The following is a 24,014-nucleotide window of genomic DNA, read 5'->3' on the forward strand; positions in this document are numbered from 1 at the left end:
GGCACACTCACCGAAGGAGTGTGCCTGATTGTCAAATTAGATCGTAGAGCTGCTAAATAGCGATCAGCACCCGCAGCCACTGCCACAAGAATGTCCACCGGAAGACTTGGGCTTACTGGCGGCCCCGCCACCGTCTTTGCTGGCACCTTTTTTATAGGAATCACTGCGGTAGTCTGTTTGGTAAAACCCGCTGCCCTTGAAAATCACACCCGCGCCCGTGCCGAGGAGTCGCTTGACTGCGCCATCGCAATCGGGCTCCGGACAGGTTTCAAGTTTAGCATCGCTCATCTTTTGAAAAACTTCGAAGACATTTCCGCATTTCTCGCAACGATAATCGTAGTTAGGCATGGTAGTAGTAGAATGAGTTAGCAGCCGGATTGGCTGTGCGTTTCGATACCTCTGAAGCCAGAAGGGTGCAATAAGAAAGATTTGGCAGCGAATGCCGTATCTTGGGGCGACTGGATAGAAAAAAGCAAGATGTTCGCATAGCACTCAGCTTGACCCGTCGATAAAACCACAACAAGATTGTGACAAGACCATGCCTTGCACAAATCTCATTGTTACTGACGCTACCGTCACCAGAAGCCACTACTCGCTGTCACCGACCATGAAAATTTCCACCATCCTCACCCTTGTCATCACCGGAATCGCCGTTGCTTTTCTGAGCCAATGCGCACCCTACCCAGCAGGAGGCGGAACCAGCCAATACCTCGCAGGATACGGCCAGCGTGCCAAGCAGGTGCAACCGGACAACGCGGGCAACAATCCAGAGCTAGTGAAGGGATACTGGGATGGCGACGGAGTGCAAGGGCCTCCCAAGATTGTAATCCACCGCGCCGAGCAGAAAGCCTATTTCTACCGTGGTCCCAAATTGGTGGGCATGACCCCCATTTCCACCGGCACCGAAGGTCGCCACACGCCAGCCGGCAGCTTCAAGGTGACGGAAAAAGATGTCGATCACCGATCGTCCCTCTACGGGGTGATCAAAAACGTCGCTACCGGGCAGGTGGTCAATGACGATGCCGATACCCGCAAGCACCGCGCCGGTCCGGGCGAAGTCTTCGTCCGCGCCCCGATGTTCAACTTCCTCCGCTTCAACGGAGCCATCGGTATGCACACCGGTTATATCCCTGGCTACGCCGCATCGCATGGTTGTGTTCGCCTGCCGGACCACATGGCACGCAAGTTTTACGAAAATGCACAAATTGGCACTCCTGTGATTGTAAAATAACAGTTGGTGACCCAGCTCTAGCTTGCATCTTTTCAGCCTTCCGTTCATAGTGACGGAATCATGGCAACATCAATAGTTCTCACCGTTTGCGCCCACGATCGTCCGGGCATTATGAGTCGTATCTCAGGCATTGTCACCAGCGGTGGTGGCAACTGGCTGGAAAGTCGCATGGCACGTCTTGGCGGGCAGTTTGCCGGCATCGTCCGCGTCAGCTGCGATAGCCCAGACGCGGCCAAGGAGCTCGAAAAACACCTGCAAATCCTCAGCGAGGAAGGCATTCAGGTGTCCTGCCACAACGAAGGCGACCTCTCCGACTACCCTTACACCCGCTGCCTGAAGGTCGATATCTTCGGCAACGATCGTCCCGGCATCGTCACCCAGCTGGCCAAGGTGATCTCCAAAGCCGGGGCGAACATCGAAGAACTTAACACCGCGATCGAAAGTGCCGCGATGTCCGGGCACCCGATTTTCCACGCTTCAGGCACCGTCTGTCTGCCAGACAGCACCGATGACGACGCGCTGATTTCAGCAATTGAAGGCCTCAGTGACGACCTCAATGTCGAAGTGGCCACCATCTCCTGAGCCCACGGCTCTCTCTAAACTTCCAGCGAGCGCTGCCGAACCGCCTCATAGAGGCAAACGGCAGTGGCTACGCTAACGTTCAAACACTCGACGCTGCCGGCCATTGGGATCTTGATGAGAAAATCACAGCAGTCTTCGGTAAGTCGGCGCATCCCCGTCCCTTCAGCCCCCATCACGATCCCCAAAGGACCGGTGAGCTTGGCTTCGTAGAGCGTGCCTTCTCCGGCATCACTGGTGCCGATCAACCAGACGCCCTGTTCCTGAAGTTTGCGCATAGTGCGTGCCAGGTTGGTGACTTGGATGAATGGCACACTGTCAGCCGCCCCCACCGAAATGCGGCGCACGGTATCGGTGATTCCTGCGGATTTATCCTTGGGTGCGACCACGGCCACAGCCCCCGCGCCATCTGCAGTGCGCAGAATGGCGCCCAGATTGTGCGGATCCTGGACGCAATCAAGGATAAGAATGAGCGGCGACTCGTGCTGCTCAAGAATCTCGTAAAGATCTTCTTCCGGTCTGGATTTCCCCCGTTTTCCGCCGCCTTGTGGTGACTCGGATCTTGCATCGTGTCGTCCGGATCGACGCACGTGTTTATTTTCTCGGGCTTCCCCTTCTCTTCCTCTTCGGCGCATATAATATTGAATGGATCGTTGCGCTCCCCGCTCACCGGGGGCGCTTGATCGGTTAAAGGTCTTGCTCGATTTCTTTGAGTTCAAGGAACAAGGAGTTCCACTGTTCCAAATTCGGCTGGAGCTCCAGCTTGGCATTGGCGATGTGACGGCGCACGCTTTCCAGCAAGCTACCGTATTCGATGTAAAAATCACGCACCCCGTCGCGGTAGTCGCCACCGAGGGCATCGGCAAATGGGATCTTGGCGTCATCGAGTCGCTCCGCGAACGACTGCAGGATTTCCTGTCGCGTGCTCTTGGCACGGATGATGAAGCCGATGAAAAAGATCACCGAGAAGGCAAGCAGGCCGAGCGCCATGTAGGGGTCCGGTGGGATTTTCATCGCGCCAGTCACCCCGGAGGCCATGAGGAAAATCAGCACCATGTAGAGCCATTTTTTCAAATGGGCTCGTCGGTTTGCCAGCTGCATGTCCAGACCACCACGGATTTTCAAATTCACCACCGCCTGGCGTGCGGCACGTCCCATGCGAGTGATGAAACGTTCACGGGTCTCGCCGAAGCCACCGGTTTCTTCTTCAAAGCTGCGCAGCGGGATTGATAATTTTTCGAGCACGCGAGGGCGCACGGTCTCCCAGTGCTTGCGGCATTCTTCCACGAGGTGCTTGCCGTCATCACTGGCTTGTTGTTCCACCGCTGTTTTCACCGAATCCACCAAGGATGCTTCGATTTTTTTAGGAATGTTCTCTGCCGAGAAGAAGCTCTGCAGGGTGGGACCCACTGCCAGCTGGCGCTGGATCAAGGCCTTGATTTCTTCGCTCTGGGAGGTGAACACCTCGCGCATACCGGCGAACTTGATGGAGAAATCGGACGATTGCGAAACGCGCTCCTTGTCCACCTCAGTTTCAATTTCGCGGAGAAAGCTCTCGTTTTCCTCGAGCAGGCGGGTGCGTAGCTCGATCATATCCTCGATGTTACGCAGCACCGTGGTGGCGGCATCGCGTACACTGCCGAGCACCTTGCGGCGTGCCGGCGAATCGGTGACAATTTCAGAGATATGTTTTTCCAGCGCCGGGTATCCACTTTCGCGCCAAAGCCCGTCGCCAAATGGCTGATCAAGCTTCGCCTGCATGGCCAGTTTACCTGAAACCGGGAAAATTGGCGGCACCAGTCCGATGCGTTTTTGCGACAAGTCGCGCATGTGGCCGAGGATGACATCCAGATCTTTCTCATCGCGCAGGTCAGCCTGCTGGATGATGAAAATCGATTTCTCCAGCATCTCGGGCGGCTGCTTGGAAATGAAATCCCAGGTTGAAGCTCCCCATGGATTACTCGCTGGGAAAACCCAAAAGATCAAATCAGAGACCGGCAGAAAGCGATCGGTGATCTTCTGGTGACCTTCCACCACGGAGTTCGTTCCGGGGGTGTCCACCAGGTTGAAATCCATGAGGAAGTCGACCGCTCGATAGCGTTCCTCGAGAATAGGTGTGATCAGCTTGTCCTCGTTTTGCTCTTTGTAGCGATACCACTGCACCCGATCGGTCTCGGGCAGCACATTGGTCTTGCAGACATCAGCGCCAAACAAGCCGTTTAGCAAAGTTGATTTGCCCGCATTGACCTCGCCGCAGACGACGAAAAGGAAGGGATTGCTGAGTCCCTTGGTGATGTCATTTTCCAGCAGGTCTGTTTTCTCGGCGCCGGTTTTTTCGGCCAGTTCAAGCACACGCAGAACAACGTCGGTGAGACGTTTGCGGGTTTTGAAATACTCTTCTCCAAACATAGTCGTCTATGGAAACTTCAGAATAACAAGGCAGGCAACAACCGGACTTGTGACAGGGAGGTTCAGGCACGGAGCAACCGCCTTAGCGAGTTGCAGCCGTGGAGGGGTTAAGCGCCAGCAGCTGGGAAACAGTGACGAATTTGAAGCCTTTGCGAAGCAGGCCGTCCAAGGTGCCGGGCATGGCATCAACGGTAGGTTTGTGAAGATCGTGCGCCAACACAATGCCACCATTGCGGGTATTGTTGACGATGCGTGAGGTGACCACGGAAACACCCGGGCGTCTCCAGTCTTCTGGATCGACACTCCACAGGATGGTGGGGTAGCCGTATTCTTTGTAAATCCAAGCTCGTTGATCCTGGCGTAGCGCTCCGTAGGGAGGACGCATTGTGCGTGGCTTCACGCCGGTGCTGGCAATGATGGCATCGCGTGTGCGATTGAGCTCACTGCGCACAGCACTGTCGCTCAGTGCGGTCAGTTTGGGGTGAGTCCAGGTGTGGTTCCCGATCTCATGACCCTCAGCCACGATGCGGCGAGTAATTTGCGGGTAAAGGTTCACGCTGCGACCGATCACGTAAAATGTGGCCTTGATGTTGCGTTTGCGCAGCATGTCGAGCAAGCGTGGTGTGTTCTGCGGGTGCGGGCCATCGTCATAAGTCATGGCGACGTAGGGCAAGGTAGTGCGTCCTCGCGAATGTGTGACCCCTACTCCACCAGGCAAGCTGCTAGGCAAATTGATGTTCGGATTGCGCAAAGCTGGCGCTTTCTGGGCTGCTGTGCGGTAGCTCGGATTGTTCGTGGTCGTTTTCTTCGGGGCCTTTTCCTTGGCCGAACAGGCGACAAACATCGTGGTCGCGGAAATCAGAACTAACAGCAGTGGATTCTTAAGAGTCATAATGAGATGGAGGATGATGTGACGACGCAACGAGGTCGAAATCGTAATTATCAATGCAGGGTGAAGCGGTTCTCGTCGAACTGCCCTTATTGATAGGTAGTCGGCGATGCTTTGTCACGCTTTTCTTCCGACGCCAATTAAGAGATTTCCTTTGCCTGAGCTGACTATGAGGCAAAAAAAATGATTTTTTCACACCCACGAAGCGACCCTCGCTTACCCTCACAAAATGAACACCCTAATGCTGATTATTCGAGTATTTCACGCCTCCATCGTGAAGAAAGATGCATTTTTTAATCATTTCGCTATTGCAAAGAATCACGAGTCAGCGTAGAGACTCCGCCGTCCGCAGGGAGAAACGATTTCAACCGAATCACCCGCCCTGCTCCAAGAGCCCTATAGTGTAATTGGTAACACACCGGATTTTGATTCCGCATTTCCAGGTTCGAGTCCTGGTAGGGCTACTTTTCCTCCCACTCGTGAGACCCTTGAGTCTCCCACCACGATCCACATTCAGGATCGTTTCTTCCGAAGGCTAAAGCCATTGAAGCACCTCATCCAACTGCATCCGCATCGGTGTGTCTGCAAGGTGAGATCCCCGGACACAGTTCCCCACAGAGGACGCTGCGCGCCCTAGCTTGTGGGGAGTCGCACCATGCTAGGATGCCGCCGCTTCGGCACACTTCATGCCATCGAGCGCGGCCGAAATGATACCGCCAGCATAGCCGGCACCTTCGCCACAGGGGTAGAGGCCCTCGAGTTCCGGATGCTGCAGATCGCCTTCGTTACGAGGAATTCTCAAAGGGCTACTGGTGCGAGTCTCGAAGCCCAGCAGACCCGCCTCCTCGGTGATATATCCCCGCATGCCTTTGCCGAACTTTTTAAGTCCGGTCTGCATCCGGCTGGCAATGAACTTGGGCATGATCTCGTGCAGCGGCGCCGAGGTGAGACCCGGGAAATAGCTGGTATCCGGCAAGCTGGCCGAGATTTTTTCGTTGAGGAAGTCGGTGACACGCTGGCCGGGAGCCTTCTGCACGCCTCCACCGGTTTTCGATGCCAGAACTTCCATCCATTTCTGAAATGCAATCCCCGAGAGAATGCCGTGCTCGCAATCGAAGTCCGCGGTGTCCTCGGGATCTACGCTGACCACCATGCCGCTGTTGGCAAAGGGTGAGTCGCGGCGCGCCAGGGACATGCCATTGACCACCACCTCATCGTTTTCCGTGGCTGCAGGCACAATAAAGCCGCCGGGACACATGCAAAACGAATGCACTCCCCGACCACCAATTTTACAGGCAAGCCGGTATCTCGCCGCAGGCAGGATCCGCGGCCGCTCGGTGCCGCGCTGGTAGTGATACTGGATGCTATCGATCAATGGCTGCGGATGCTCGATGCGCACGCCGACGGCAAAAGTCTTCTTCTCCAGCAGCACCTTTTGCTTCGCCAGCAGAGAGTAGATGTCACGAGCACTATGGCCCGTGGCCAGGATCACGGCATGACCGGTGAACTCCCGACCATCCGCGGTGCCGACCCCTCGAAGTCGGTCGTTTTCATCCTTGAGAAACTCCACCACCTTGGCGCCAAAGTGCACTTCCCCTCCGGCATCGATGATGCTTTTGCGCATGGCCATCACCACATTGGGCAAGAGATTCGAGCCAATGTGCGGATGAGCATCGGTGAGAATGCGTGCCGGAGCACCGTGGGCGACCAGTGTCTGGTAGACATCGTGCACAGGGCCTCGCTTGGTCGCGCGGGTGTAGAGCTTGCCGTCCGAGTAGGTTCCCGCCCCACCTTCGCCGAAGCAGTAGTTCGAGTCCTCGATCACCTTGCCCTGACGCATGATCGGTCCGAGGTCGAAGCGACGCGCCGAAGCGTCTTTCCCCCGCTCCAGCACAACCGGTTTGCAGCCCAACTCAATGGCCCGTAAGGCGGCGAACATGCCGGCCGGGCCGCAGCCGACGATGATGATGCGCTTCGCCGACTCCGCCACCGCGGTGTAATTCGCCTGATATTCTGGCTCTGGCTCCAGCTCCATACCAATGCCGACTTCGATGCGGAGCTGCACCTTGATGTCACGCTGGCGCGCATCGATCGAGTGCTTGCGCAGCCGCATTTCCACAATCTGCTTGGGATGCACTCGCAGTTTGCGGGCGATTTTCTTGCGCCACGCCTGCTGGTCTTCCGAGAGTTCCAGGGCGAGAATGATGTCTACGACTTCGATGCGATTCATAATGTTATTTAATCGGCTGTTTCTGGCCGGTTTCATCCACGTTCACAAAAGTGACACAGGTGGAAAAGATCTCCGTCGGGTCATCGCCACTGCCTCGAATGACCGAGACTTGGTAGCTGACGGAAGTGGTGCCGATTTTGCTCCGTTGGCAGTCGATCTCCAAGATCACCCCCTCGCTGACGCCGTGGTGGAATTCCACCTTGTCCATCGCAATGGTGACAAATCGATGCCCCGGATAGTCCATGGAGGCGGCGATCCAGCAGGCTTCATCGATCCAGCTAAGCAGCTTGCCACCGAAGAGGAACCCATACTGGTTCAAATCTCCCGGCATCACGAGACGGTGTGTTTTCATAAAAAAGCGAAGGTTGGGCGCTTCGGATCAGATCTTTTCGATCTGGATGCGTTTATAGCGTGCGCTGGCTTTCGGCGAGCTCGTCTTGATGCCTTCGATGTCCGCCATGGCATTGTGCGCGATCCGACGATAGTAGGCGTTGAGCGGCTGCAGACGGCGCGGTTTCCCATCCTCGAGCACCTGGTGCGCGGTGTCGCGCGCGGTCTCCACCAGTTCGGTCTCCTGCTGCGCTCGGTAGTGGTCGCAATCCACCTTGACCCGTGCTGCCTCCGGATAATGCCGGTTCAGGATCCGGTTCATCAAATACTGCAGGTCCTCGAGACGACTGCCATTTTTCCCAATCAGATGCGCCCCTTGGTCGGTCAGGATATTCAGACAAGGACCATCCTCAGTGGACGTCTGTTCATACTCCACCTGGAAGCCAAGCTTGGTAAGCATGGTATCGAGAATTTTCTCTGCAGCTGCGACCTCGTTCATGCTGGCATTGATAGACAGAACCCACCGAAACGTCAAATGCCACTTCCTCGGCTGACGCTTCATTTTTCACCTTGGACAAGTCATGCCCGACTGATAGTTTTCAACCCAATTATCAACCGTATCGATCATCACGAGTAAAACCCACCCCATGAACTGGATCATCCTCATTTTGGCAGGCATGTTAGAAATCGGCTGGGCTGTTGGCCTAAAATACACCGAGGGATTCACGCGTCCGTGGATCACGGCGCTCACCTTGACCATCATGTTCGGAAGCGTGGGCCTGCTCTCGGTGGCGATGAAATCCATCCCAATTGGAACCGCCTACGCCGTCTGGGTGGGGATCGGCATCATTGGAACCGTGATCTGGGGAGTTTGCTTTTTTGAGGAATCGCTCAACGCCGGACGCATGATCTGTCTCGCCATGGTGCTCGCCGGAGTCATTGGATTGAAAATCACGGCCTAACAGTCCGCGACCCGCGTTCCAATCCGATCACGATTTTACCATCGCATTTCCTCCGCAAATCATTATTTTCAGATCATCCCCTAACGAAACCTATCCGCCCAGCGGCCAAGATCAACCTATCCAGCTTTCCGTGAACTCTCGTTACCCATCTTCATTCCAACGCCGCACCCTCTGGCGCGCACTCACAGGTCTTGCCATTCTGATCATCGGACTATTGTTAGTCGGCCTCGTCTGGCTCATCGGTCAGGTGCTGGGCTACTTGCAACCGGTGCTGGTGCCGGTGGCCGTGGCTGGGATCATTGCCTATCTGCTCGATCCCATTGTCACCTGGCTACAGCAAAAAGGCCTGTCTCGGCTGAAGGCCGTGATCAGTGTCTTTGCCGGATTCCTCATCATGATCGCCGTGATGGGCTGGATGATTATTCCACCGATCGCCAAGCAGGTCAGCGACGATGAAAACCGTGAAAACCTAGGCAACAACGTGGTCAGCATGCTTAGCGGACTGAAGGAACAGAAGTGGGTGGCTTACCTGCTGGAAAGAGCGGAACCGCCGAACGTTGAGGAATCGGACGACCAAGAAACCGCCACACTCGCCCCCCTGCTTCCTGACGACACCACCACGCCAGAAGCCGCCGAGGGCGAAAACCCTCCCGCTCCGGAAGAGGGCGATCAAGTTGGCACCGTCCCCTTTGAAGACACCCGCTTGGCCTCGATGCTGCCGGAGGATCTCATCGCGACAATCCTGTCCTGGGTCAAGGGCGGCACCACTAAACTGTTAGGCTTCTTTGGCTTGGCGCTGGGTTTTGCCATGTCCCCCATCTACCTCTACTACTTCCTCAAGGAAAGTTCCGGCATCAAGGCGCACTGGCATGAGTATGTGCCGCTGAAGGCGTCGAAGTTCAAAACCGAAGTGATCGATACCCTGCAGGAAATCAACGGCTACCTGATCTCCTTCTTCCGCGGTCAGATGCTGGTTGCCTTCATCGATGGACTGCTGGTGGGAATCGCCCTGTGGATCTTCGGACTTCCCTACGGCTTGGTGATCGGTATTTTCATGGCGGTGCTCGGCGTCATTCCTTACATCGGCAACATCCTCTGCCTGATCCCCGCCTGCATCATCGCCTTTGTCCACTTTGGCCAGGTGGAAAATCAAAACTTCCTCGGCGACAATCCATGGATCTACGTCGCGGCCGTCGTGGCGATCTTCCTCGTGGTGCAGCAAATCAACTCACTGGTCACTGCGCCTAAAATCGTTGGCGACTCAGTGGGCCTACACCCGATGACGGTGATCTTCTCGATGTTGTTCTGGTCGTTATTGTTAGGAGGTTTTATTGGGGCATTACTGGCGGTGCCACTGACCGCTGCCGTGAAGGTGCTGGTGCGTCGTTACATCTGGCAGCGCAAGTTCAACGAGCCTCCGGAAGACCAGCCCCAGGGATCGAAACCCAAGGATTCACCACCTGATTCAGAGGCGAGCGAAGCGCTCGCGTGATCAATTCTTTCTTTTTTTGGGAAGAAATAGTGTTGGCTACGCTCTCAGCATAGCAACGAGGAGAAAGTGCTTGTTTCCTTCGCTGTTAAATATTTGATCCTACCCATCCGACATGAAACGTCACCTCTTCTATTTCCTCGCCACAGCCCTCGCGTCCCTCTCGATTCTTCACGCCCAGTTTGATCCCCTTGCCGAGGAAGGAGGTATGGGTGGTGGCGGTCAGCAGCAATCGACCGTTTCCCTGCTTTCCAGCCACAGCAGCATCGCTCCCGGCGAACCTTTCACGGTGGCGCTCAAGTTGGATATCGCCGAGGGTTGGCATGCTTATTACATCAACCCGGGTCTGATCGGTAAACACATGGACCTGAAGTGGGACCTTCCGGAAGGTTTTAAAGCCGGTGACATCGAATGGCAGACACCACACATCGCCAAGATGTTTGGGATGAACACCTACGGCTACTCAGGCACCAGCTATTTCCCAGTCACCATCACGCCACCCGCCGACCTGGAAACAGGCAAAACCATCGAACTCAAACTCAAGGCCCGGTGGCAGATTTGCGACGATGACAGCTGCGTCGATGAACCCAACGAGGGTGAATACGGCGATTACTCCACCAGCGTCAACACCGCTGCCGAAGCAGTAGCTAACGCCGCTGCAGCTAGCGACTTCACGGCCATTGCCAAGCACGCTCCGCAAACATCGGACGAGTGGGCATTTTCCGCCTCCGATAATGGTGAGACCATCACCCTGCGTTTCACTCCACCGTCATCAATCACACTTAAAGAAGGCGAGGTGTATCTCTTCGATCGCGACGGTCAGGCTGATGCCCAAGCCGAGCAGAAGCTCACTCAAGACGGCGACTCCTACCTGTTAACGGTCGGGCGTTTCAAGGGGAACGATTTCAATGTCGATCCCGGACCGGAACTGGACAAGCTCACCGGTATTTTATCGATCAACGATGGCGCACAAAGCTTTGCCATCGACGCAGAATTCGGTGCCGACGCCGCTGCAGGCGCTGGAAAAACACTTGAATCGGCTTCTGCCGGAAAACTGTTAGGTGTCATGGGAGGCATGCTTCTCGGTGGTTTGATCCTGAACCTGATGCCTTGTGTGTTCCCCGTTATTGGGTTGAAAATCATGGGCTTTGCCCAACAAGCTGGCGAAGAGAAAAGCAAGATCGTGATGCACGGTCTGACCTTCACCGCCGGGGTGCTGATTTCCTTCTGGGCCCTCAGCGGTCTGCTCTTGAGCTTGAGAAATGCCGCCCTGTCCGGCTCCGGTAAGGAAGTCGGTTGGGGTTACCAACTGCAGGACCCCTACGTGGTGGTGGTGCTCTTGCTGTTGATGTTCATCATGGCGCTCAACATGTTTGGCGTCTTCGAAATCGGCACCAAAGCCACTGGCGTAGGCGGCGAGCTGCAGAATAAAAAAGGTCTCTCCGGATCCTTCTTCAGCGGCGTGCTGGCCACCGTGGTCGCCACCCCCTGCTCAGCCCCGTTCCTCGGCGCAGCCATCGGCACCGCCTTTGCCCTGCCAAGCTTCCAGTTCATGCTCGCCTTCACCGCCATGGCGGTGGGCCTGGCGCTGCCTTACCTGGTGCTCTCGATGTTCCCTCAGCTGGTGGAAAAACTGCCCCGCCCCGGACCGTGGATGGAAAGCTTCAAGCAAGGCATGTCCTTCCTGCTCTTTGCCACCGCCGGTTACCTGCTCTGGGTCTACGTTGGTCAGACAGGCCTGCCCTTCATGCTGAACTTGATCTTAGGCCTCAGCTCCATCGCCGTCGGCGTCTGGATCTACGGTCGCTGGAATATGCCTTTCAAACCTGCCCGCACCCGCATCATCGCCAAACTGCTCGCTCTGTTCTTTGTCGTTGGCGGCACCCTCTCATGCCTGCCTCCAGAGAAGTCCACCATCGAATGGCAAGCCTGGTCTGAGGAGAAAGAGGAGCAGCTCATCGCAGAAGGCACTCCAGTCTTCATCGACTTCACCGCCCAGTGGTGTGTCACCTGCCAGGTCAATAAGAAGCGCGCTTACCCCGAGGAAGTGGCCGCCATGTTCAAGGAATACGGCATCGTCGCTCTCAAGGGAGACAAAACCAATCCCAACCCTGAGATTGAGAAAGCTCTGCAGAAGTTAGGCCGCACCGCCATCCCTGTGAATGTGCTCTACGTGCCGGGGAAAGATGAGCCAATCATCACTCCGGAAGTGCTCAGTGCCAGCTACATGAAGGAGCTGATCTCTGAAAACCTGCAGAAAGCTGAGTAAGTCAGGCATGTCATCCTTACGACAATTTCCGTGCCTTGCCCCAGCATTCATGGTTAGTATGTCGAAGTGAGCGAAAATATTCCCCTGCTTGTTAAAAACGACCCTTGGTTAGAGCCCTACACCGACCACATTCACTGGCGCATGACTCGCCTGCAGGACCACCTGCAGGAGATTGAAAAGCGCTACGGCAATCTGGCAACCTACGCCTCGGCGCATCAATACGTCGGAATCCACTACCGCGTTCACGACGATACCTGGTCGGTGCGCGAGTGGGCTCCGGGAGCGAAGTCCGTTTCCCTGGTTGGCGAGTTCAACCAGTGGAACAAACAAAGCCACCCGCTGGTGTTAGGTGCTCAGGGAGTTTGGGAAACGCACCTTCCCGGAGAGACACTCAAGCACAAGGACCTGGTTAAACTTCACATCGTGGGCGCGGATGATTCCGCACGCGATCGCATCCCCGCCTGCATCCAGCGCGCGGTGCAGGATGAAACCAGCAAAGATTACTCCGGACAAGTTTGGCAGCCCGAGGAAGCCTACGTCTGGCAGAATGATTTCGATCCCTCCACCATCGACTGCCCACTGATCTACGAGTGCCACGTCGGCATGTCCGGAGAAGAGCCGCGCATCCACAGCTACCGCGAGTTCGCCGATGAGGTGCTGCCGCGTATCTGTGCGCTCGGCTACAACACCATCCAGCTAATGGCGGTGCAGGAGCACCCCTACTACGGTTCCTTCGGTTACCACGTCTCTTCCTTCTTTGCCGCCTGCTCACGCTTTGGCACCCCCGAGGATTTGAAATACCTCATCGACCAAGCCCACGGTATGAACATCGCGGTTTTGCTCGATATCGTGCACTCTCATGCGGTGAAAAACATCGCCGAGGGACTGAACGAATTCGACGGCACCGACCACCAGTATTTTCACTCCGGTGAACGTGGCGATCAACCTCAGTGGGACAGCAAGTGCTTCGACTACGGCAAGGACGAGGTTCGCCAATTTTTGCTCTCGAACACGCTGTTTTGGATCGATGAATTCCGCTTCGATGGATTCCGCTTCGATGGCGTGACCTCCATGCTCTATCACCATCACGGCAGCGTCGCCTTCGACCACTACGACAAGTATTTCACCGACGGACCGGACGAGGACGCCATCCTCTATCTCGGTATGGCCACCACCCTGATCAATCAACTCAAGCCGGGTTGCATCGTGGTGGCGGAGGACATGTCCGGCATGCCGGGCTTGTGTCGACCCACCTCCGAGGGAGGCATCGGCTTCACCCATCGACTGGCCATGGGCATCCCCGATTACTGGATCAAGCTACTCAAACACAAGCAGGACGAAGATTGGGCACCGGAGGAAATCTGGAATGTCATGAGCAACCGTCGTTTCGGAGAAGCCAACATCGCCTACGCGGAAAGCCACGACCAGGCACTGGTGGGCGACAAAACCATCGCCTTCCGCCTGATGGACAAGGAGATGTATTGGCACATGAATATCGATGACGAGCACCCGGTGATCGAGCGCGGCATCGCATTGCATAAAATCATCCGACTCTTCACCTTGGTCTCAGGTGGTGAGGGATGGCTGAATTTCATGGGCAACGAATTTGGTCACCCCGAGTGGCTCGATTTCCCCCGCGAAGGCAACGACTGGTCCTCCCACTACTGCCGCCGACAATGGTCGCTGGTGGACAACCCCGAGCTCCGCTATCAGCACTTGAATGCTTTCGATAGCACCATGATTCACCTGACCAAGAAACATCACCTGTTGGCGTGCAATCCGGCGCAAATGCTCAGCGTGCACAATGCCGACCAGGTGCTGGCGGCTGAACGAGGCAACATCATCTTCGTGTTCAATTTGAACCCACAGCAATCGTTTCCCGATTACCACATCTCCATGCCCGGCAATGTCAAACCCGGCGATCAATACCGGTTGGTGCTGGACAGCGATTCCGAGGAGCACGGTGGACATTGCCGACTCGACCCATCCGCGACTTACACTGTCAACGAGCACCACCAGCTCAGCATCTACATTCCGAGCCGCACCTGCATCGCCCTCGAGCGCATTTAGGACATCAAGCTAGGTGGCCGTAATCACCGAGATGCAGGGAGTCGAAAAACGGATCATCAGCGTGATTGCGCTGTTTGATCAACTCCATGACTCGGTGACGGACTGGGCTCGATCAAGACTCGGATTTTTTAACCCCCAGCTCTTTTTCAAGCAGCATGTCCAAATCGGACTCACCGGGCTGCAAGCATTCGATGTTTCCGAGTTTGACGATTTGCACCTTCTTTTCGGTCTCCCCAATCGCGAGGAAAATATAGCTCGCGACCGGCAACCCGGCGTAGCGAGTGGCGTAGACTTTTCCGAGGAATCGACCGTCGCCCCCTTCGCTGGTCATCATTTCATCTGATTCTGAAGTGAAATTTTCGAAGTTAGCTGTGATGGCAGCGTCGACGTATTGTTGAATTTCCTGGGTAGTCATGCCCCCTTGTCTATCGGGGAACAGCTCGAACTCAATCTCCAAAATACTCCTCTTGTCACTTTGAAAACGCTCTCCCAAGGTCGGGCTTATATCATGCATGAGCATCAACGAATGCTGGCTCATTGAGTCACAATGATAAAACCCTCAACACACTCACAACAAGTCAGTTAATACCAAACTTACGCATAAAAATACTAGTGAACCCGCTACCAAAACCAAATAGTATCGCCTAGCGGGCTTCATGTTCTAGCGCTCAATTTAGGCTCTCAGCCATCACAAACCATCCAACTCCGCGCCGCGCCCAACAACACCAAGCAACGAGACTCAAGCTGACCGATGAAGCCTACTAGGATTCACCAGACAAGCTGCCTCGACTCATCGTCTGAGGACCTGGATCAAAAAAAGCCCCGACCGAAAACGGCGGGGCTTTTGAATGAATTGTAATGAACAGCGAGCGCCCTTAATAGACGTCGCGGCAGTAGCGTTTCTCTTTGCGGAGGTCCTTGATGTAATCGACCGCTTGCAGCTCGCTCATGCCGCCGTGATCTTGGGCGATCTTGGTGAGAGCGGCATCGACATCCTTGGCCATGCGAGATGCGTCACCACAGACGTAGAAGCTTGCGCCGTTTTCGAGCCACTGCCACAGTTCCGCACCATTTTCCAGCATGCGGTTCTGCACGTAGATTTTTTCCTTCTGGTCACGTGAGAACGCGGTATCCAGTCGGGTCAAGGTGCCGTTTTCCTGCATCCCTTTGAGTTCTTCTTCGTAAAGGAAGTCACAGCTGACGTGCTGGTCGCCGAAGAACAACCAATTGCGGCCCTTGGCCTCAGTTGCCTGACGTTCTTCCAAGAATGCGCGGAATGGCGCAATGCCGGTTCCGGGGCCAACCATGATGACATCAGTGTCGGTGTTTTCAGGCAAGCGGAAGGCTTTGTTGGTGTGAACGAAGACTCCGGGTTTCAGTCCCTCGGAACGATCCGACAAGAAGGTGGAGCAGACACCGCCGCGGTCGCGGTAATGGCTGTGGTAGCGCACGATGGCCACGGTGAGATGCACTTCGCCAGGGTGAGCCTTAGGGCTGGAGGCGATAGAATAAAGGCGAGGCTGCAGTTTTTTCAGCACGGAAACAAAGTCCTCACCGTCTTCGAAGTCAGCCGGGTGATCGAGAACCAGATCCACCAGTTCCCTGCCCCAGATGAAGTCATCGATGGCGACTTTATCGTCCGACTCAATGATCGCACGAAGCATGGGAGAACCACTGCGTTTCTGCCAGGCCACCAAGAAAGCCTTGGTCAGCTTGCGAATATCGTAGTGCGCAATGAGGGCGTCCCGCAATGGGGCTTCACCACCACCGGGCAGCGGCACCTCTTCCTTGGTATTGAATGGCAGAGCAGCGAGAATTTCATCCACCAGTGCCGGTGGGTTGAGAGGCATGACGCCGAGGGCGTCGCCGGCCTCGTATTGCAGCTCAGAACCATCGAGGCTGAGCTCGATGTGCTGAGTCTGTTTCGAAGAGCCCTCACCGTTGAGATTGTAGTTCTTAAGAATTTCCGATGGGAAGGGGTTCTTTTTGCCAAAGCCCTGAGGACCTTCGTCCTCGACACTTTCGGTGGCCACGGATTCCGTGCCGAGTGCGGCCAGGATGCCTGAACGCCAAAGTGCGAAATTGTCATCATAGTCGACATCGCAGTCGATCCGGTCGTGAATTTTCTCCGCGCCGAGAGCAGCCAGACGCTGGTCGAATTCGATCCCGCAGATGCAGAAATCCGGGTAATCGGTATCGCCCAGAGCGAGCACGGAATATTTCAAGTTTTCCAACTTCGGCGCCTCGTCGCTGAGCAGCCAAGCGTGAAAATCCATGGCATTGTCTGGTGGGTCACCGTCGCCATAGGTGCTGGTAATGATCAGCAGATGCTCTTCGGATGCGAGCTGGGCGTGATCATATTCCGCCATATCGACGATATTCGGCGTGAAGCCCACCTTGGCGAGCGCCTTGCCAGTTTTCTTGGCCAACACCTCGGAATTACCCGTCTGGGAACCCCAGAGAATGGTAATTTTCCGACCCTGGGCAGGCTGGGCATCGGCGAGTTTCTGGGCAAGGAAGTCATTCAGCCACTGGCGTTGCTCGTCAGTGAACGGTGCGTCATCGGGTAATGTAAGGTCGATGTTCATGTAAAATTATCAGATAGGGCGCTGAGGGGAGGAAAGAGCGCGCATTTCTCCGCCGGAATTCTGCCCGGCGAAAGGGAAATACGCCCTGAGGTAGCTGTTTACAAGATTGTTTTGATCTAGATGACGTTGTTTTCTCTGCTATGATCTAGATGACGTTGTTTTCTCTGCTAAATACGTCATTCGCTAGTGTTAGTCCATGCGTGACGGCCGATTTACAGAATTTTAGTAAAATCAGCAAAAACCGAGCCATCGCCGGCATGGATTTAGGGAAAACTGAGCTCAGATGCCTGGCTCACCGTCATCGGTCCTTCGACTTTCATGGTTCCCGGCCCCTGATTGATGCTGCCGCTCATGGTCATGCTGCCAGTCATTTGGTTATCCAGATCCACCAGATGTTCGAGCGAGCGGCGGATGGTGAAGTCACCTTTCAGATGCACTTTCATATCCCCCTCTCCCATCGGCGTCGTGACATCCACCTTGGCGGTGAGCAGCGCACATTGATAACCTTGATACATTTCAATATCGTCAAAGCTGACGGTGAATGTTCCCTCCGTCTTACCCTCTACACGCGACAGAAAGGTTAGCTTGGCGGTATCAACCTCCCAGCTGTCCCCTACTTTTCTGGGGCTGGTTCCGTAAATATGGCGCGAGTCACCGTCGCCATTGAGGGCGGTGGCCATGTTCTCGATCGCCTTGAGTTGCTTTTCGGTGGCTTCGCCGGATTGCAAGGCGCCGGACCAGCTGTCACCTGTCTTTGTCAGGATCACCGTTTGCCCGTGCAGAGGGGCGGTTTCCTGCGGCTGAACCTGCGATTGCCCATTCATAACCGTGGAGGTCTTGGATGTGCTTTGATTGACGACCACCGTGATCTGATCCGCGCTATCAAACGTGGCGGTGCGCTGCTTCATCCCCGTGCGCGTCATCATGCCCTGAATTTTCTGCCCCTGAACCGCCACCGTGAGTTGGCAATCCTTCATGCTCATCGATTCGGTATCCACGATCACGGTGCCAGCGGGCATCACGAGCTTGGCTGGATTAAACAGCACATGCTCGGCGGTCATGGGATCGACCTCCATCGCTTGCGTATCCTGTTCACCGGAGGCCTCATTGGCGCTGCTGGAACTCTCTTTGCAGGAGGTCAGGGCGCAAAAGCCCCCTAGCGCGATCAGAGCCAAGGATGGTTTTAATTTCATAGCATCGCCACCCTGAGCAATCGTCACCGCTGGCGCAATGCAAAAGCTGTGTCGATTATGATGAGGCAGATTGATTCACCGCGTAGCGAATCGCCAGCAAGCGCACGCCGGCTGTGATCGCCACCGCCACAGGGATACTGACAGCGTTCGGCACAGCCAGTGCGTGAAACGCTAGCAAAATCAAAGCTCCGGCAAGTGCCGCGGTGGCATAGATCTCCTTGCGGAAAATCAGAGGAACCTCATTGCGCAAGACATCGCGCATGACCCCGCCGAAGGTAGCGGTAATCACCCCCATTCCTGCCGAAGCCCACCAGCTGAGGCCATGCTGAATGGCCACATCCGTGCCAATACAGACAAAGATTCCCAGGCCGAGGGCGTCCAAGACGGAAACCTCACGACTGAACTTCTGCCAAAAGGCGGGAAATAAGGTGGCGCAGGGAGTCGCCACAACGGCGGTGGAGACATAGGCCGGATCGACAAAAACATGTGGTGGCACCGTGCCCATCAAAACGGCGCGCAGAATTCCACCGCCAGTGCCCGTGACCAGAGCCAGCACAAAGGTGCCGAGAAAATCCATCCCGTTCTGACGTCCGGCCAAGGCACCCGAGACACAGAAGAAGAACGTGCCTATGATGTCCCAATAGTAGAGCATGACCGGCTGAGCCTAAAGCTTACCGCGCCGACTCACTACCAGCGGTCGCAGCAGGACCATCGGCAATAAAGAAATCCCGGCAGCGAGCAGTGCCACTTTCCAGCCGGGATAAACACGCGCACGATCGGTGTGCAGCGCGTGGATGGAATCCCGCACCACCTGCTCGGCTTCGACGTAAAATCCATCGCGTGAGGGAAGACTGGCGCGTTGAACATCGCGCATCGCCACTTTTCCAAAATTGGTATGCACCGGTCCGGGGCAAACCGCGAGCACCGGGATCTGATGCTCTCTCAACTCGAGGCGAAGTGCCTCGGAAAAGCTGCTGACGTAAGCTTTGGTCGCAGCGTAAACAGCAAAATCAGGGATCGGCAGGGTGCTGGCGAGCGAACTCACATTGATAATCGCTCCCCGGCCCGAGGCGATCATCGCCGGAAGGAAACCGTGGCTGAGATGCGTCAGTGCGGTGACGTTGACCTGCAACATCGCATCCAGTTTGGACCATTCCGCACCTTCAAAACTACCGTAATCTCCCATGCCAGCGTTGTTTACCAACAGGTCTGGCATGAGTGACATCGATTGGCACCTGGTCATCAGCCCTGCGCATTCTTCAGCCTGGGTGAGGTCCGCTGTCAGGCAGTGGACTTCGGTTTCAGGTGAAGACACGCCGAGCTCAGTGGCCAGGTTTTCCAGCAATTCACCACGACGGGCGACTAGGATCATGGCGTCACACGCCGGAGCGAGCTGACGGGCAAATTCCGCGCCGAGGCCAGACGATGCGCCTGTCACCAGAGCGCAGCGATATTTCTGACCGGATGGGTGTCGGGTGAATGCGTTCACCGGAAGTTAGGCTGGTTGTTGCTGTTCTTTGTCCACCTTGACGATGCGCAGTGGCAGACGTTGGATCAGCTCGTCATCGATGCTGATATCGATGGAGTAAAAACCAGCGTCTTGGAACTTGAGACCCTGAAGGTTGAGCACCAGGTTGCGGGTCATGAAAGGCACGTTGTCAGGAAGCTCGACAGGCATGTCGGCATCGATAGGCATTTTGTCATCCAGTGAGTTGCCGTCACTGTCGATGATGTTGACCGAGAACTTGTGCTGACCGTTGTCTTCTGGAGTGATGCAGAGACGCAGTGCAAGGCAGCACTGAGGGTGAACCACAGGGAGAGCCTGGGCAGCGAGAGTGTCGAAGGTGCCGGAAAGCACCATTTTACCGTTATAATCAGCGGCAAAGTCACAGAGGGTAGCAATTTGAATATCCATAATAATTATGCCTTATCATAAGGCGCGCCTTGTTTGCACCTAAATGACCTGCGAGTCCACCCAGAAAAGAGAGGAAATGCGTTAGGACTCTGAGGAATCAAGCGCATCCACACGTTTCTGCAGCTCTTTCACCTGACTAATGAGCTTCGGCAAGCGTGCCACAGCTGCTTTTTTCTTCTGTTCCTCTTGAATCGGGCGCCCCGGCATCCCCATGTATACCGTGTCGCCTTTCATATCTTTGGACGCAACCGCACGGGCGGAAAGAACGGCACGATCGTGGATTTTCAAATGCCCCACCGCACCTGTCTGGGCCGCCATGGTAACGTAATCGCCAAGGTGGGTGCTGCCAGCCAATCCACTCTGCGCGACGATTAGGCAATGCTTGCCAATGCGGACATTGTGACCGATTTGGACCAGATTATCAATCTTGGAACCCTCGCCGACCACAGTTTTACCGAACCTTGCGCGATCGATGGTGCTGTTAGCTCCAACCTCCACACGATCTTCCAACAGCACGATGCCCACCTGATCGATGGTTTCATGCCGACCGTCCACCAGCGCGTAGCCGTAGCCGTCCGAGCCGATCACCGCGCCGGGCTGAAGCACGACTTCGTTTTGTAAAATGCAACGTTCTCGCACAGTTACGTTGGCGTGCAGCAGGCAATTTTCACCGATCGAGACATCGTGACAGATCACCGAGCCGGCACCAATTTCTGTGCCTGCTCCGATGCGAACGCCGGACTCGATAATCACACCGGCCTGGATCGATACCTTCTCAGGGTCAAACTGCACCCCCTCGGCGACGATGGCCGACGGATGCACTCCGGGTTGAAACTTCCGCTGAGCGGACACGAACTTCTTCACCACCAGACCGAACGCAACGGAGGGATTTTCCACTTCGATCAATGCGGAAGTGGTTTGACCGTCGGGATTCTCAGGCACCGCAGGCGGGATTAACACCACGCCGGCTGCCGTCTGAAGAAAGTCTTGGTAGTATTTTTCATTGCCTAAAAAAGAAACATCCGTGCTGCCAGCCTCGTCGAGCGAAGCCACGCCGGTGATCTCTTCGGCCTGACCGGCGCGGAGCAAACGCCCGCCGGTGAGTGAGACGATTTCGTCCAAATTTAATTTTATCATGAATCCGTATGTCTATTCCTTGGCATTCAGCTGTTCGATGATGATATCCGTGATATCCTCAGCCCCTTCCAAGTGCACGAAGAACGGCACATTGCGCGTGGTATGACCGCCAGTTTCAATCACCATGTCATACTCTTCCTTCTCTGCATAAGCTTGCACCGCTTCCGTAATCTGATCGAGAATCAACTTGGAAGTGGCGGTGACTTCTCGGTCCAGTGATCGCTTGGCTTTGGCGATGAAATCGTTCCGGTCTTGCTCCAAAGCAAAGGCGTCACGTCCCAGAGCCATGAACTTACGATCCATCGCCGCCTTGTCCTCGGCAGTGAAGGACCCGGAACTCGCCTGATACTGCTGGCGCATCTTGCTGCGTTCCATCTTGAGCTCGTTGATCACCGCCAGGCGTTCGTTGCTTTCTCTTTCGAGAGCAATCCGAGCGTCCTCGATTTCCTGCTCTGATTCTTTTGAGAAATCCCACTGATCGAAGATCTTCCGCACATCCACCGAAGCCACTTTCATCTGCTGGGCGTGGAGTTGGGAAACGGCAGACAGCAGCGTCATGGCCAGTAAGCATGTGAGGGTAGAGATGTTCATCATGTTGGGAAATTCAGGTCAGTAAGAGTGGAGTGTATGTGCAACGACAAATTTAGCCTAACAAGGAGACCACCGCTTCGCGCTCATCCCGAAGTTCTTGCACCGATGCATCCACTTTGGCACGGGAAAATTCATCCAGCTCGACACCTGGCACGATGTCCCAACGCCCTTCCGCGTCCACACGGATCGGCATGGATGCGATCAAGCCGGCATCAATGCCATAGGATCCGTCTGAGCAGACAGCGACGCTTGTCCAATCGCCAGCAGCCGTGGGTGTGGTAAGGCTGCGCACGGTGTCCACCACCCCATTGGCAGCCGAAGCCGCAGACGAGGCACCACGAGCGGCAATGATCGCCGCCCCGCGCTGCTGCACGGTGGAGATAAACTCACCCTGGAGCCAGCCGCTATCGGTGATCACCTCGCTGACAGGTTGGCCATTGATCTTGGCATTGGTGAAATCGGGATACTGGGTGGCCGAGTGGTTGCCCCAGATACACATGTTAGAAACATCACGATTGTGCACACCTGCCTTCGCTGCGAGCTGGGATTTGGCACGATTTTCATCGAGTCGGGTCATGGCGAAGAAGCGATCGTTCGGCACACCCTCGGCATTATTCATCGCGATCAGGGCATTGGTGTTGCAGGGATTCCCCACCACCAACACACGCACATCGTCGGCGGCATTGGCAGCGATCGCCTTCCCTTGGCCTGTGAAGATCTGACCATTGATATTGAGCAGGTCAGCGCGTTCCATACCTGCTTTACGCGGCACGGAACCCACTAGCAAAGCCCAGTTCGCGCCCTTGAATCCTTCGTCGAGATCACTGGTGGCAACAATATCGTTGAGCAGTGGAAAAGCGCAGTCGTCGAGTTCCATGATCACCCCCTGCAAGGCCTTCATTCCAGGTTCGATTTCGATCAAGCGGAGGTTCACCGGCTGATCCGGGCCGAACATGGCTCCGGATGCGATACGAAAAAGAAGTGCGTAGCCGATCTGTCCGGCGGCCCCTGTGATGGAAACTGTAATAGGTGGGTTCATGATAAAAAATAATTAGTCGCCATCCACTAGCCACAGCATGACGCCGAGGTCAAATGGATATGATCAACGATGCGGATGAATTCAATCATTGCAAGCATCGCGGCAGATTTGCACGTCTTTTTGGATTTGCTCCTGCAGCTCGTCCAGAGATCCAAATTTCATTTCCGGCCGAACGTGGCGGACAAAACGCACCTCGACATCCTGACCGTATAAATCACCGGAGAAGTCGAGCAAATGAATTTCTAACATCCTGCGAGCCTCGCCATGTTCAACAGTGGGTCGCACGCCCAAGTTCCCTGCTCCACGGTGCACCGCACCACTTTCCAGAGTGACATCCACTGCCCAAACACCATCCGAAGGAAGCTGTTCGTTGTGAGCGCGCAGGTTGGCGGTGGGAAAGCCTAACTGCCGACCCAGCTTCCGCCCCTCCACCACTGTGCCCAGCACGGTGTATTCACGCCCTAACATTGCCGCAGCAGCGCTTAGGTTCCCATCACGAAGCGCCTGGCGAATACGGGTGCTGCTGACACGTTCACCATCTAACATCACCGCACCCATCGCCTCGACATCAATCGAATGCTGCTCGCCAAAACGCTGAAGTAAATCGACATCGCCACCGCGCTGGTGGCCAAATTTCCAATCCTGCCCCATCGCCAAGGTTCGCAGATTCTGACAGCTCTGTTGCAGTTCATTTAAAAAATCTTCAGCAGGCACGGTGGCGAAGTCCACAGTGAAGGGAATGACGACCATCAGCTCCACGCCCAGCTCGGCTAACAGCTCCTTTTTATGCGTCAGTGAAGCCAAAATCCGCTGCGGTGCCACCTGCGGAGCGAGCACCCGGATCGGATGGGGATCGAAGGTTAACACCCCCGCCACGCCCTGATCCGCCTTGGCCGCCTGCACCACCGATGCAATCACCGCCTGATGGCCAATGTGCACTCCATCAAAAACCCCCAGAGCCAGATGCAGTGGCCCTGAGATCGAGCTCAAATCGTTCAAACTGCTGATGATTTTCATAATTGAATCGTGGCAACACCCAGTGGCGTCCGCCGCAGTCATCGCGCCTCGCGCCCGCGATGGAAAGATAAAAAAA

At 55.5% G+C, this 24,014-nt stretch carries 23 protein-coding genes and 1 tRNA gene; 7 read left to right on the forward strand and 17 right to left on the reverse strand.

The annotated features are described in order from the left end of the window. Positions 1–63: 63 nt before the first annotated feature. Positions 64–348: an FmdB family zinc ribbon protein gene (locus JO972_RS12555; RefSeq protein ID WP_309490408.1), complete on the reverse strand. Its 285-nt coding sequence runs from the start codon at positions 346–348 to the stop codon at positions 64–66. 259 nt (positions 349–607) lie between these two features. Between JO972_RS12555 and JO972_RS12560 the strand changes: the two genes are divergently transcribed. Both JO972_RS12560 and JO972_RS12565 read left to right on the forward strand, forming a co-directional pair. Beyond that, positions 608–1,231 (forward strand): L,D-transpeptidase family protein, encoded by a 624-nt coding sequence (locus JO972_RS12560; RefSeq protein ID WP_309490409.1) that lies wholly within the window; start codon positions 608–610, stop codon positions 1,229–1,231. 60 nt (positions 1,232–1,291) lie between these two features. Next, entirely contained in the window at positions 1,292–1,813 is a 522-nt protein-coding gene (locus JO972_RS12565; protein WP_309490410.1) for a glycine cleavage system transcriptional repressor, read from the forward strand. A 14-nt stretch (positions 1,814–1,827) separates the two neighbouring features. Here JO972_RS12565 and rlmB read toward each other — a convergent pair whose 3' ends face one another. The 3 genes from rlmB to JO972_RS12580 form a co-directional block, all read right to left on the reverse strand. Further along, positions 1,828–2,400: a 23S rRNA (guanosine(2251)-2'-O)-methyltransferase RlmB gene (gene rlmB, locus JO972_RS12570; RefSeq protein ID WP_309490411.1), complete on the reverse strand. Its 573-nt coding sequence runs from the start codon at positions 2,398–2,400 to the stop codon at positions 1,828–1,830. A gap of 97 nt (positions 2,401–2,497) precedes the next feature. Continuing rightward, complete coding sequence (locus JO972_RS12575) at positions 2,498–4,219, reverse strand: dynamin family protein (RefSeq protein ID WP_309490412.1); 1,722 nt, start codon at positions 4,217–4,219, stop codon at positions 2,498–2,500. Between the two features lie 82 nt (positions 4,220–4,301). Then, complete coding sequence (locus JO972_RS12580) at positions 4,302–5,111, reverse strand: polysaccharide deacetylase family protein (protein ID WP_309490413.1); 810 nt, start codon at positions 5,109–5,111, stop codon at positions 4,302–4,304. Positions 5,112–5,500: 389 nt separating this feature from the next. On the opposite strand from JO972_RS12580, the gene JO972_RS12585 reads away from it, so the two are divergent. Beyond that, positions 5,501–5,572 (forward strand) — tRNA-Gln (locus tag JO972_RS12585). 194 nt (positions 5,573–5,766) lie between these two features. On the opposite strand, the gene JO972_RS12590 is transcribed toward JO972_RS12585, so the two are convergent. Genes JO972_RS12590 through JO972_RS12600 form a run of 3 tightly spaced genes read right to left on the reverse strand, consistent with a single transcriptional unit; the run spans position 5,767 to position 8,167 of the window. Further along, complete coding sequence (locus tag JO972_RS12590) at positions 5,767–7,338, reverse strand: NAD(P)/FAD-dependent oxidoreductase (RefSeq protein ID WP_309490414.1); 1,572 nt, start codon at positions 7,336–7,338, stop codon at positions 5,767–5,769. A gap of 4 nt (positions 7,339–7,342) precedes the next feature. Then, positions 7,343–7,690, reverse strand: coding sequence for an acyl-CoA thioesterase (locus JO972_RS12595; RefSeq protein ID WP_309490415.1), 348 nt, complete (start codon positions 7,688–7,690; stop codon positions 7,343–7,345). Between the two features lie 27 nt (positions 7,691–7,717). Then, a complete protein-coding gene (locus JO972_RS12600) occupies positions 7,718–8,167 on the reverse strand; it encodes a Jag family protein (protein WP_309490416.1) in 450 nt (149 codons plus the stop codon). Positions 8,168–8,315: 148 nt separating this feature from the next. Between JO972_RS12600 and JO972_RS12605 the strand changes: the two genes are divergently transcribed. From JO972_RS12605 to JO972_RS12620, 4 genes are all read left to right on the forward strand, one after another. Then, positions 8,316–8,630 (forward strand): DMT family transporter, encoded by a 315-nt coding sequence (locus tag JO972_RS12605; RefSeq protein WP_309490417.1) that lies wholly within the window; start codon positions 8,316–8,318, stop codon positions 8,628–8,630. 130 nt (positions 8,631–8,760) lie between these two features. Further along, a complete protein-coding gene (locus JO972_RS12610) occupies positions 8,761–10,122 on the forward strand; it encodes an AI-2E family transporter (protein WP_309490418.1) in 1,362 nt (453 codons plus the stop codon). A gap of 112 nt (positions 10,123–10,234) precedes the next feature. After that, positions 10,235–12,388 carry a protein-disulfide reductase DsbD family protein gene (locus JO972_RS12615; RefSeq protein WP_309490419.1) on the forward strand — a complete coding sequence of 718 codons (2,154 nt, stop codon included), beginning with the start codon at positions 10,235–10,237 and terminating at the stop codon, positions 12,386–12,388. Between the two features lie 66 nt (positions 12,389–12,454). Beyond that, positions 12,455–14,458, forward strand: a complete 2,004-nt coding sequence (locus JO972_RS12620; RefSeq protein ID WP_309490420.1) for an alpha amylase C-terminal domain-containing protein — start codon at positions 12,455–12,457, stop codon at positions 14,456–14,458. Positions 14,459–14,570: 112 nt separating this feature from the next. On the opposite strand, the gene JO972_RS12625 is transcribed toward JO972_RS12620, so the two are convergent. From JO972_RS12625 to JO972_RS12670, 10 genes are all read right to left on the reverse strand, one after another. Continuing rightward, positions 14,571–14,972: a hypothetical protein gene (locus tag JO972_RS12625; protein ID WP_309490421.1), complete on the reverse strand. Its 402-nt coding sequence runs from the start codon at positions 14,970–14,972 to the stop codon at positions 14,571–14,573. 361 nt (positions 14,973–15,333) lie between these two features. After that, positions 15,334–17,046: a sulfite reductase subunit alpha gene (locus JO972_RS12630; protein ID WP_309490422.1), complete on the reverse strand. Its 1,713-nt coding sequence runs from the start codon at positions 17,044–17,046 to the stop codon at positions 15,334–15,336. Positions 17,047–17,309: 263 nt separating this feature from the next. Next, a complete protein-coding gene (locus tag JO972_RS12635; RefSeq protein WP_309490423.1) occupies positions 17,310–18,239 on the reverse strand; it encodes a hypothetical protein in 930 nt (309 codons plus the stop codon). A gap of 55 nt (positions 18,240–18,294) precedes the next feature. Then, positions 18,295–18,891 carry a trimeric intracellular cation channel family protein gene (locus tag JO972_RS12640; protein WP_309490424.1) on the reverse strand — a complete coding sequence of 199 codons (597 nt, stop codon included), beginning with the start codon at positions 18,889–18,891 and terminating at the stop codon, positions 18,295–18,297. Positions 18,892–18,903: 12 nt separating this feature from the next. Further along, entirely contained in the window at positions 18,904–19,728 is an 825-nt protein-coding gene (locus JO972_RS12645; protein ID WP_309490425.1) for an SDR family NAD(P)-dependent oxidoreductase, read from the reverse strand. Positions 19,729–19,734: 6 nt separating this feature from the next. Further along, positions 19,735–20,154 carry a DUF6941 family protein gene (locus JO972_RS12650; RefSeq protein ID WP_309490426.1) on the reverse strand — a complete coding sequence of 140 codons (420 nt, stop codon included), beginning with the start codon at positions 20,152–20,154 and terminating at the stop codon, positions 19,735–19,737. An 81-nt stretch (positions 20,155–20,235) separates the two neighbouring features. Next, positions 20,236–21,291: a UDP-3-O-(3-hydroxymyristoyl)glucosamine N-acyltransferase gene (lpxD, locus tag JO972_RS12655; protein ID WP_309490427.1), complete on the reverse strand. Its 1,056-nt coding sequence runs from the start codon at positions 21,289–21,291 to the stop codon at positions 20,236–20,238. A 12-nt stretch (positions 21,292–21,303) separates the two neighbouring features. Continuing rightward, positions 21,304–21,885 (reverse strand): OmpH/Skp family outer membrane protein, encoded by a 582-nt coding sequence (locus tag JO972_RS12660; RefSeq protein ID WP_309490428.1) that lies wholly within the window; start codon positions 21,883–21,885, stop codon positions 21,304–21,306. Between the two features lie 49 nt (positions 21,886–21,934). Then, positions 21,935–22,921, reverse strand: coding sequence for a malate dehydrogenase (locus tag JO972_RS12665; protein WP_309490429.1), 987 nt, complete (start codon positions 22,919–22,921; stop codon positions 21,935–21,937). A gap of 81 nt (positions 22,922–23,002) precedes the next feature. Then, positions 23,003–23,938, reverse strand: coding sequence for a bifunctional riboflavin kinase/FAD synthetase (locus tag JO972_RS12670; RefSeq protein WP_309490430.1), 936 nt, complete (start codon positions 23,936–23,938; stop codon positions 23,003–23,005). Positions 23,939–24,014: the final 76 nt, after the last annotated feature.

Source organism: Oceaniferula flava (genome assembly GCF_016811075.1).
In the GTDB taxonomy this organism is placed as follows: domain Bacteria; phylum Verrucomicrobiota; class Verrucomicrobiia; order Verrucomicrobiales; family Akkermansiaceae; genus Oceaniferula; species Oceaniferula flava.

Excerpts from the sequence above, each read along its gene's own strand:
- JO972_RS12565 (WP_309490410.1), top strand. The coding sequence starts at position 1,292 with ATGGCAACATCAATAGTTCTCACCGTTTGCGCCCACGATCGTCCGGGC.
- JO972_RS12580 (WP_309490413.1), bottom strand. The coding sequence starts at position 5,111 with ATGACTCTTAAGAATCCACTGCTGTTAGTTCTGATTTCCGCGACCACG.
- JO972_RS12650 (WP_309490426.1), bottom strand. The coding sequence starts at position 20,154 with ATGGATATTCAAATTGCTACCCTCTGTGACTTTGCCGCTGATTATAAC.
- JO972_RS12665 (WP_309490429.1), bottom strand. The coding sequence starts at position 22,921 with ATGAACCCACCTATTACAGTTTCCATCACAGGGGCCGCCGGACAGATC.
- JO972_RS12640 (WP_309490424.1), bottom strand. The coding sequence starts at position 18,891 with ATGCTCTACTATTGGGACATCATAGGCACGTTCTTCTTCTGTGTCTCG.
- JO972_RS12600 (WP_309490416.1), bottom strand. The coding sequence starts at position 8,167 with ATGAACGAGGTCGCAGCTGCAGAGAAAATTCTCGATACCATGCTTACC.
- JO972_RS12595 (WP_309490415.1), bottom strand. The coding sequence starts at position 7,690 with ATGAAAACACACCGTCTCGTGATGCCGGGAGATTTGAACCAGTATGGG.
- JO972_RS12590 (WP_309490414.1), bottom strand. The coding sequence starts at position 7,338 with ATGAATCGCATCGAAGTCGTAGACATCATTCTCGCCCTGGAACTCTCG.
- JO972_RS12635 (WP_309490423.1), bottom strand. The coding sequence starts at position 18,239 with ATGAAATTAAAACCATCCTTGGCTCTGATCGCGCTAGGGGGCTTTTGC.
- JO972_RS12660 (WP_309490428.1), bottom strand. The coding sequence starts at position 21,885 with ATGATGAACATCTCTACCCTCACATGCTTACTGGCCATGACGCTGCTG.
- JO972_RS12560 (WP_309490409.1), top strand. The coding sequence starts at position 608 with ATGAAAATTTCCACCATCCTCACCCTTGTCATCACCGGAATCGCCGTT.
- JO972_RS12625 (WP_309490421.1), bottom strand. The coding sequence starts at position 14,972 with ATGCATGATATAAGCCCGACCTTGGGAGAGCGTTTTCAAAGTGACAAG.
- JO972_RS12630 (WP_309490422.1), bottom strand. The coding sequence starts at position 17,046 with ATGAACATCGACCTTACATTACCCGATGACGCACCGTTCACTGACGAG.
- JO972_RS12615 (WP_309490419.1), top strand. The coding sequence starts at position 10,235 with ATGAAACGTCACCTCTTCTATTTCCTCGCCACAGCCCTCGCGTCCCTC.
- JO972_RS12605 (WP_309490417.1), top strand. The coding sequence starts at position 8,316 with ATGAACTGGATCATCCTCATTTTGGCAGGCATGTTAGAAATCGGCTGG.
- JO972_RS12670 (WP_309490430.1), bottom strand. The coding sequence starts at position 23,938 with ATGAAAATCATCAGCAGTTTGAACGATTTGAGCTCGATCTCAGGGCCA.
- lpxD (WP_309490427.1), bottom strand. The coding sequence starts at position 21,291 with ATGATAAAATTAAATTTGGACGAAATCGTCTCACTCACCGGCGGGCGT.
- JO972_RS12555 (WP_309490408.1), bottom strand. The coding sequence starts at position 348 with ATGCCTAACTACGATTATCGTTGCGAGAAATGCGGAAATGTCTTCGAA.
- JO972_RS12575 (WP_309490412.1), bottom strand. The coding sequence starts at position 4,219 with ATGTTTGGAGAAGAGTATTTCAAAACCCGCAAACGTCTCACCGACGTT.